Below are 9,121 nucleotides of genomic sequence, written 5' to 3'. Positions count from 1 at the left end.
CGCGTCGTCCCACCACACGTCGGTGCCATCGACGGAGGCGAGGTCGCCGAGCACGTCCACCCAGAGTGCGGTGGTGCGCGGCGCGGAACCCGCATACGAATGGGAAACCGACGCCAGGCTGCCCATCGCGGACCACGCATAGCTGCGCTCCGTGCCGTCGGAGGAGACCTCGCGGATGCGGCGACCGAGCCCGTCGTGCACGTACTCCACCCGGGTGCCGTCGCTCGACTCCGCGGCGATCAGCCGGCCGCCCGCGTCGTAGTGCCGTGAGTGGACGGTCCCGCCCACCTGCTCGCGCACGAGGCGCCCGGCCGCGTCGAAGCTCCACTCGCGGGCGTCCCCCGACTCGGGTATCGCTGCGATCAGCTGGTGTGCGTCGTCGTACCGGTAGGCGACGGAGCCGTCCGGTCCGCTCACCCCGCTGAGACGTCCGTCCTCGTCTCGCTCCAAGACCGTGGTGGCGCGGCGACCGCCACCGTAGTGCCGGTGCTCGACGAGCGCGCCGTCGCGGAAGACCCACTCCTGGGCCAGGGCGCCCGCGGAAGAGCGCACCAGGCGGCCGGAGCGGTCGTAGCCGAAGGTCGCACGGCCCAGGCCCGGATGCGCGACGGCGGTGACCAGTCCGCGGGCGTCGCGCTCGTATTCGGTCCGCCCGCCGTCGGGATGTACGGCGGCGCTGCGCGAGCCGTCAGCGTCGTACTCCCACGAGACTCCGCGGCCGCCGCGACGGCGCTCGATGAGCCGGCCGCACCGGTCCCACCTCAGCTCGTGCTCGACCGGCTCGCCGGGGGCAGTGCGGTCGGTAATGCGGAGGGCGCGGCCCCGGATGTCCCGGTGCGTCTCGGAGACGACGCGGCCGTCGATCGCGAAGCTCTTCTCGCGGCCGTCGGAATCGTAGTGCCGCTCCCAGCGCGACCCGTCCCGATCCCGCTGCCAGATCTGGCGGCCCGCGGCGTCATAGCCGGCGGTCGTCGAGCGGCCGAGCGGATCGATCACCTCGACGGCCCGGTCGCAGGCGTCGAAACGCCGACGGATCACGCCCCCCATCGGGTCGGTGATGACGGTGTTGCGGCCGCGCTCGTCGTAGTCGAAGCGGGTGACCCCGCCGAGCCCGTCGACCGCCTCGATCAGCTGACCCGCCGCGTCGTAGCGGAACCGTCGCCGGCCTGTCCACGGGTCGCTGACGCGGACCACCCGCCCGAGGGCGTCGTACGCGAACCGGGCCGTGCCGAGGCCAGGGAGCGAGCGCAGGACGACGCGGCCGACGGCGTCGTACTCGATGCGCTCGACCTCGCCCGTGGGCAGCACGGTCCGCACGCGGCGCGAGTCGCGGTCGTAGCCGATCTCGGTGCGGGCCCCGAGCGGATCGATGACGGCGGACGGCCGACCGCAATCGTCGTATTCGAAGGCGGTCACGGCGCCGGTGGGGGAGACGCGCTCGACGACCCTCCCGGCCGCGTCCCGGCGCAGAACCGTGACGGAGCCTTCGCCGTCGACCAGCTCGACCGGGCGTCCGCAGAGGTCGTAGGAGGCGAGCGCCACCGTCTCGTCCTGCTCCTCGACGCGGACAAGGCGGCCGAGCGAGTCGAAGCGGCTCAGCTGCTGCGCGCCGCCGTCGTCGATCCGGAGCGACTGCGGTTCGTGGTGGAGGCCGCGCCGGACACCGGTGGGGTCGATGGTGGCCGTCAGGGCGCCGGTCGCGTTGTGCTCGCGCCGCCATACGCCTCCGCTGGGGTCGACCGTCTCGGTCAACCGGGAGAGGGCGTCGTGGCCGAATCGCCACGACGAGCCGTCCGGCAGGATCGTCTCACTGACGAGGCCGACGTCGTCGAGGACGCGGGATACCGCTCGGCCCAGAGGATCGACGGTGGTGACGGGTGCGCCGTGCTCGCCGTGCTCGATGGTGGTGCGAGCGCCGAGCGGGTCGACGACAGCGATGCGGCGCCCGCCGGTGTCGTACTCGTAGCGCCAGGTCGCGCCGAGGGCGTCGCGCGTCGAGAGCAGCCGCCCCGCCGCGTCGTAGCGGAAGCGGGTCACGGCTCCGGAGGGGGTGACCGCGGCGACGACACGGCCCGCCTCGTCCCGCTCCAGCCGGGCGGTCCCGCCGTCGGCGTCCGTGGTGGCGATCAGGTCGCCGAACCGGTCGTAGCCGAAGCGGAGGCGCACGCCGACGGGATCGACGATCTCGGTGAGGAGGCCGTCGGTCCACTGCAGTGCCGTGCGTCCGCCCTCGGGATCGACGACGAGGCTCGGGTTCCGGTCGGCGTCCTCCGCGTACTCGTAGTGCGTCACGGCGCCGGATTCCGCGACGACCGTCGTCACGCGGTCGTGCTCGTCCCAGCCGACGGTGACGTCCGCGCCGGAGGGGGTCTTCGAGCGGAGGCGGTGACCGCGCGCGTCGTAGGCGTGGACCGTCGTCGCCCCGTCGCGCTCGGTCGCGGAGAGGAGGTTCCCGTGTGCGTCGAAGCTCATCGACTGCCGCCGGCCCGCCGGGTCGAGTACTCCGACCAGGCGTCCACGAGCGTCGGCGACCCAGCTGTTCGCCCGCGTGCCGTCCTCGTCGGAGGCGACGGTGATCCGCCCCGGAAGGTACGCGAAGCGGGTGGTGCGGCCGAACGGCGAGGTCTGGGCGACGACCCTTCGACGGGAGTCGTAGCGGTTGCGGACCTCGGCAACGCCGACCGTGTCAGTCACGCTCTCGAGCAGGCCGGCCTCGCTCCAGCCGTACCGGCGGGTCCCGGCCGGGCCGGTCGCGGAGACCAGGACCCCGCCCTCGTACTCGAAGTGCACCCGCCGCCCGTCCGACGCCTGGAGAGCGGCGATGCGCTCCCCGGCCCAGACCACGTCGATGCGTCGACCCCGCTCGTGCTGCAGGGCACTGAGGCGGCCCTCGGCGTCGCGTTCGCCGCTCACCCGCGTTCCCGGGCCGGTACTCGATGCACGCCAGATCCCGGACGCCGAGAACTCCCAGCGGCCACCGGCGTTGTCGGAGACGAGGAGAGCGTCGCCGACCCGGTCGAGCCAGAGGTTCTCGCCGTCGGCCCGGTCCCAGCCGTCGTCCCGCCGCGGAAACACCGTCTCCCGGCCGTCGGCGAGCACGAGGGTCGCGCCGTCGTCCGCCAGCCGCAGGCGCACCTCGGCCTCGGAGGACCAGCCGCGCCCGAAGGCGCCGACATGGTCGTCCAGCGAGTTGTAGGCGCGGGCGAAGCGCAATGCCGCGCTGCCACCGGCGAAGCCGAGATCGACTTCGGTCTCGAGGAAGTTGCCGGTGGCCGTGTTGACGGGATCGTCGGCGTAGCCGGTGGTGGGCGGAGCGCCGAACGCCTGCGGCGGAGCGATGATGAGGTCTTGACGCACGAGTGACACGCCGGCCGAGGTGAGGGCGACCGCGAGCGCAGCGTCCGGAAGCGCGATGACGCTTCCCTCGCCGCCGGCCGCCGTGAACGCCTCGGCGATCGTGCCGGCCCAGGTCACGTCCTGGTCGTTCGCGCTCAGCCACTGCTCGAAGCCGGTCACCACCGCGTCGGCCGCGAGCGCGCCCCAGCGGCAGGACGTGGCGAACTCGGCGAGCCAGCCGCGGACGGATGCGAGCGCGCCCCGCAGCTCCACGTTCGCGGTCCTCGACGAATCGGCGAACGAGCGGAGGTCCTCCGGACGGGCCGAGGTGGTGCCTCCGCCCCCTCCTCCTCCGCCGCCGGGGAGGGGGTTCTGCCGGCTCTTGATCGGGGACGGATCGACGCTGACGCACAGCGGTGTCGCCGGCGGACCCACGGGCGGCTCCTCCTCGCCGAACAGGCCGTCGTGCAGATGCTCGAGGAGGTTCCGCGCGTCCTGCTGGCGTTTCCACTCCCGCGCGACGAGGCGCCGCTTCTGCTCGGCGAGCGCCTCGCGGGCGAGCTGCTGCACCGCGTCCCCCACCTCGCGCAGGCGGCCGACGAGCTCGCCCGCATCCGCGGACGCCACCCGCGCATTCTCTGCGAAGAGCTCGGCGAACCAGCCGCGGAACTCGGCGCTCGCCGCGGTGACGAGGGCGGCCCGCGAGCCCGCCTGGCCCTCGATCGTGGCAGCGGCGGAGCGGACCGCGCCGGTCAGCTGTTCTGCCGTCGCATGACTGAAGACAACGTTCTCCTCGATCGCGCCCAGATCCGCCACAGTGACTCCTCTCGCCCCGGCGATGAACCCGGCGCTCGTCGCACCGGCGCCCGCTCCTGCCGCCCGCACATCGCGGTCCCGGTCGGCCGAGAAGCGCACCGAGGAAGGCTCGCGTATGGTAATCACGTGGGGTCGGACAGCGGCGGCGGCTGGCGCGTCCTCTGGCGTGGATCGTCGGTCGGAGGCGGTGCCGTCCGTTCTTCTCGCGGGAAAGGGCTCGTCGACTACACTCGACGGGTCAGCCGGACCGGCCGATATCGCCGCGCCCGCGCATCCGGGCTCGCCGGCGCAGACTTCCACCGAAACGGATTCCCCTTCGCATGGCCTCTACCACCGACATCAAGAACGGCACCGTCCTCAGCATCGACGGCCAGCTCTGGAACGTCATCGACTTCCAGCACGTCAAGCCGGGCAAGGGCGGCGCCTTCGTCCGCACCAAGATGAAGAATGTCCTCACCGGCAAGGTCGTCGACAAGACGTTCAACGCAGGCGCGAAGATCGACACGGCCAATGTCGACCGCCGCGACTTCCAGTACCTCTACCGCGACGGCGCGGACTTCGTCTTCATGGACACCAGCGACTACGACCAGATCACCGTCCCCGAGGCGGTCGTGGGCGACGCGGCGAATTTCATGCTCGAGAACCAGAACGTGACCCTCGCCCTGCACGATGGCGACCCGCTGTACATCGACCTCCCCGCCTCCGTCGTGCTCGAGATCACCTACACCGAGCCGGGCCTGCAGGGCGACCGCTCGACCGGCGGCACCAAGCCCGCGACGGTGGAGACCGGCTACCAGATCCAGGTCCCGCTCTTCCTGGAGCAGGGCACGAAGGTCAAGGTTGACACCCGCACGGGTGACTACCTCGGCCGCGTCAGCTGAGCCGGGTCTGCCGTGAGTGCTCGCACGAAGGCGCGGAAACGCGCTCTCGACATCCTCTACAACGCCGACGTCCGGCAGATCAGCTTCGCCCAGTCGCTGCGCGCCGAGGCAGAGCGGGCGGCGAACGAGCCGGCTCGCGAGGCGTCGTGGCTCTACGCCCGCGAAATCGTCGACGGGGTCATCGACCATGCGGACGAGATCGACGCGCTGATCGCGCAGCTCGCGCAAGGCTGGACGCTGTCGCGGATGCCGCTGGTCGACCGGGCCATCCTGCGGATCGGCGTGTGGGAGATCCTGCACAACGACGAGGTGCCCGACGGTGTCGCCATCGCGGAGGCGGTCGAGGCGGCGACGTTGCTGTCGACGGACGACTCCGCCGGCTTCATCAACGGCCTGCTCGCCTCGGTCGCGGAGTCGCGCGCGACCGCGTGAGGGCTGCTCGCCCGCTCCGGTTCGGATCACCTCCGGCTCGCAGAACCGGCTTCGGCTCGTCGAATCCCTTCGATTCTGCGAGCCGAACGTGTTTTCGCGAGCCGGAGGTGGGACAGGCGGGCGGGTCGGTGGCCCCTATACTCGTCACGGCTTTTCCTTTAACAGCCGTCCTGTGAGGCGGGGAAGGAGGTCGGTGTGACGGCACGAACTGTGCTGAACGGCGCTGACATCACGCGTGCGCTCACGCGCATCGCTCACGAGATTCTCGAGTCGAACCGCGGCCCCGAGTCGCTGGTCATCCTGGGGATCCCCACCCGCGGCGTCGCCCTCGCGCAGCGTATCGCCGAGACGATCGGCCGGATCGAGCCGCACGCGGTCCCCGTGTTCGCCGGATCCCTCGACGTGACGATGTACCGCGACGATCTCGCCCGGCACCCGGTGCGCACCCCGGCGCGGACCGCGGTCCCCGCGCGCATAGACGGCCGCACTGTGGTCCTCGTGGACGACGTCCTCTTCTCGGGCCGCACCATCCGCGCCGCACTCGACGCCCTCAGCGACATTGGCCGCCCGCGCGCCGTTCGGCTGGCCGCGCTGGTCGACCGCGGGCACCGCGAGCTTCCGATCCGGGCCGACTTCGTAGGAAAGAACCTGCCGAGCAGCCTGAGCGAGCGGATCAACGTGCGCCTCGTCGAGACGGACGGCGAGGACCTGGTCGCGATCGAGTCGAACGACGACGAGGAGGTCATGCGATGAAGCACCTGCTCTCGACCCGAGACCTCGACCGCGCGAGTGCGATCGCCCTCCTCGACATCGCCGAGGACATGGCGGACGTGCAGAACCGCGAGGTCAAGAAGCTGCCGACCCTGCGCGGGAAGACCGTGGTCAACCTCTTCTTCGAGGACTCCACCCGCACGCGGATCTCGTTCGAGGCGGCGGCGAAGCGGCTCTCCGCCGACGTGATCAATTTCAGCGCGAAGGGCTCCAGCGTCTCGAAGGGCGAGAGCCTGAAGGACACCGCGCAGACCCTCGCGGCGATGGGCGCGGACGGTGTCGTCATCCGCCACAGCGCCTCCGGTGCGCCTGCGGTGCTGGCGGCGAGCGGCTGGATCGACGCGTCGATCCTGAACGCCGGCGACGGCACGCACGAGCACCCGACCCAGGCGCTCCTGGACGCGTTCACCATCCGCCGGCGCCTGCACGGAGCGGCCGCGTCGCGCGGCAAGAGCCTCGACGGCGTCGCGGTCACGATCGTCGGCGACATCCTGCACTCACGGGTGGCGCGCTCGAACGTCTGGCTGCTGACGGCCCTGGGCGCTGAGGTGACGCTGATCGCGCCGCCGACCCTGGTGCCGGTCGACACCCGCGACTGGCCCGCGACAATCCGTTTCGACCTCGACGAGGCGATCGATGCGGGCCTACCCGACGTGGTGATGCTCCTGCGCATCCAGCTGGAGCGGATGTCGAGCGGGTTCTTCCCCAACGGGCGGGAGTACGCGCGGATCTGGGGGCTCGACGATGAACGACTCGCTCGCCTGGGTCCCGATACCATCGTGATGCACCCCGGCCCCATGAACAGGGGCGTCGAGATCTCCTCGGCCGCCGCCGATTCGAGCCGCTCCACGGTGCTCGAACAGGTCACGAACGGCGTGTCCGTCAGGATGGCCGCGCTCTACCTGCTGCTGTCCGGCGAACGGGAGGTCCACCGATGAGCACTGCGCCGCCACCGAGGAGCACTGCGCCGCTCCCCACGAGCACTGCGCCGACCGAGCGGATCCTGATCTCCGGGGCGACGTTCGCCGACGAGTCGACCGCCGACCTCCTGATCGACGGGGGCGTGATCGTCGAGATCGGCGCCGCTCTCGATTCGAGTGGCGCGCGCGTGATCGACGCCGACGGCCTGCTGGCGCTGCCCGGCCTGGTCGACCTGCACACCCACCTTCGTGAGCCCGGCTTCGAGCAGAGCGAGACCATCCTGACCGGTACCCGTGCCGCGGCCGCCGGCGGCTTCACCGCTGTCTTCGCGATGGCGAACACCTCGCCGGTGCAGGACACCGCGGGCGTGGTCGAGCAGGTACAGAGTCTGGGCGAGGACGCCGGCTACGCGACGGTCCGCCCGATCGGCGCGGTCACCGTGGGCCTGGCGGGGGAGTCGCTCGCCGAGCTCGGCGCGATGGCCCGTAGCCGCGCCGCCGTGCGCGTCTTCTCGGACGACGGCAGGTGCGTGTCGGACGCCTTGCTGATGCGCCGAGCGCTCGAGTACGTCAAGGCGTTCGACGGGGTCGTCGCCCAGCACGCGCAGGAGCCGCGCCTGACGGTCGGCGCGCAGATGAATGAGGGAGCCGTGTCTAGCGCTCTCGGGCTCCAGGGCTGGCCGGCCGTCGCGGAGGAGGCGATCATCGCCCGCGATGTGCTCCTCGCCGAGCACGTCGGCTCGCGCCTGCACGTCTGCCACGTCTCGACCGCGGGCTCAGTGGACGTCCTCCGCTGGGCGAAGGCGCGCGGGATCGACGTGACGGCGGAGGTCACGCCGCACCACCTCCTCCTCACCGAGCAGGCCGTCGCGGGTCAGGACGGCCCGAGCTACGACGCTCGCTTCAAGGTGAACCCGCCGCTGCGCCGCGACGAGGACGTGCTCGCGCTCCGCGAGGCCCTCGCCGACGGCACGATCGATATCGTCGCTACCGATCACGCCCCGCATCCGGTCGAGGCGAAGGACTGCGAGTGGGACGCCGCCGCGTTCGGCATGGTGGGTCTCGAGAGCGCACTGAGCGTCGTGCACGCCGCTGTCGTCGAGGACGGCCGGATGAGCTGGAGGGATGTTGCGCGGGTCCTCTCCTCCGCGCCCGCTCGCATCGGCAGGCTGAGCGGCTACGACCGCGGTCTGGTCATCGGTGCTGCCGCGAACGTGGTGCTCTACGACCCGGAGGCGCGCCGCCGGTTCTCGGCGGGAGATCTGCGCGGCCGCAGCCGCAACTCCCCGTACCTCGGCCGCGAGTTGCCGGGCCGGGTCGTCGCGACGCTGCACCGGGGCTTCCCGACCGTGCTCGACGGCGAGCTCGTCGACGCGGCCGTCGTCGCCGCCTCCGCGAAGGTCTCCCGTGGATAGGGCCGCGATCACGATCGTCATCGCCGCGGTCGTCGTCCTCGTCTTCGTCGGGATGCTGCTCTCGTGGCGCGCGCGCCGTCGCCGATCGGCCGATCTCGCGCCGGAGCCGGTTCCCCCCTCGTCGCTGGGCGCCGAGGTCGAGCGCGTCGAGCTGCCCTACGTCGCCACGACCCGGTTCGAGCAGCCGCTCGAGCGGGTCGTGCTGCCCGGGTTGGGCTTCCGGGGCAATGCCGTGCTGCGTCTGCACGAGCGCGGGGTCGTGATCGCCCCCGTCGGCGAGCGCGAGACCGTGATCCCGGCGGCGCTGCTGCGCGGAGCCGGTCAGGGCAGCTACGTGATCGACCGCGCCGTCGAGGAGGGCGGGCTTCTCGTGCTCTCGTGGTCGCCACGCGGCGAGGAGAGCGTCGACAGCTACCTCCGCGTCGCCGAGCCGGCCCTCCGCGAGCACCTGGTCGCCGAGTTGCAGCGCCTCGCCGGCCCCCGTTCCTCCCCCTCCCACCCCGGAGCCGCCGACGGCGGCCCCGACACGACCCAGAAGGGCTCCTAGTCC

The 9,121-nt window shown here is 72.0% G+C and carries 7 protein-coding genes; 6 read left to right on the top strand and 1 reads right to left on the bottom strand.

The annotated features are described in order from the left end of the window. A partial coding sequence (locus tag C5D07_RS11720; protein WP_170063544.1) for a DUF6531 domain-containing protein occupies nt 1–4,152 on the bottom strand: 4,152 nt, incomplete at its 3' end. Between the two features lie 320 nt (nt 4,153–4,472). On the opposite strand from C5D07_RS11720, the gene efp reads away from it, so the two are divergent. From efp to C5D07_RS11690, 6 genes are all read left to right on the top strand, one after another. Beyond that, the gene (gene efp / locus C5D07_RS11715) at nt 4,473–5,033 is read left to right on the top strand and encodes an elongation factor P (RefSeq protein ID WP_068210208.1); all 561 of its coding nucleotides are present in this window, start codon (nt 4,473–4,475) and stop codon (nt 5,031–5,033) included. A 12-nt stretch (nt 5,034–5,045) separates the two neighbouring features. Beyond that, the gene (nusB, locus tag C5D07_RS11710) at nt 5,046–5,465 is read left to right on the top strand and encodes a transcription antitermination factor NusB (RefSeq protein ID WP_068252820.1); all 420 of its coding nucleotides are present in this window, start codon (nt 5,046–5,048) and stop codon (nt 5,463–5,465) included. A gap of 195 nt (nt 5,466–5,660) precedes the next feature. Continuing rightward, complete coding sequence (pyrR, locus tag C5D07_RS11705; RefSeq protein ID WP_104259400.1) at nt 5,661–6,218, top strand: bifunctional pyr operon transcriptional regulator/uracil phosphoribosyltransferase PyrR; 558 nt, start codon at nt 5,661–5,663, stop codon at nt 6,216–6,218. Next, a complete protein-coding gene (locus C5D07_RS11700) occupies nt 6,215–7,174 on the top strand; it encodes an aspartate carbamoyltransferase catalytic subunit (RefSeq protein ID WP_068252829.1) in 960 nt (319 codons plus the stop codon). The genes pyrR and C5D07_RS11700 overlap by 4 nt, the downstream gene beginning before the upstream one ends. Continuing rightward, a complete protein-coding gene (locus C5D07_RS11695) occupies nt 7,171–8,571 on the top strand; it encodes a dihydroorotase (protein WP_104259399.1) in 1,401 nt (466 codons plus the stop codon). Before C5D07_RS11700 ends, C5D07_RS11695 begins: the two co-directional genes overlap by 4 nt. Beyond that, nucleotides 8,564–9,118 (top strand): PH-like domain-containing protein, encoded by a 555-nt coding sequence (locus tag C5D07_RS11690; RefSeq protein WP_068252834.1) that lies wholly within the window; start codon nt 8,564–8,566, stop codon nt 9,116–9,118. The genes C5D07_RS11695 and C5D07_RS11690 overlap by 8 nt, the downstream gene beginning before the upstream one ends. The last annotated feature ends 3 nt before the right edge of the window (nt 9,119–9,121 follow it).

It is taken from the genome of Rathayibacter tritici (genome assembly GCF_002932875.1).
GTDB classification, from domain to species: Bacteria; Actinomycetota; Actinomycetes; order Actinomycetales; family Microbacteriaceae; genus Rathayibacter; species Rathayibacter tritici.
This window is presented reverse-complemented; position numbering and strand designations above follow the sequence as displayed.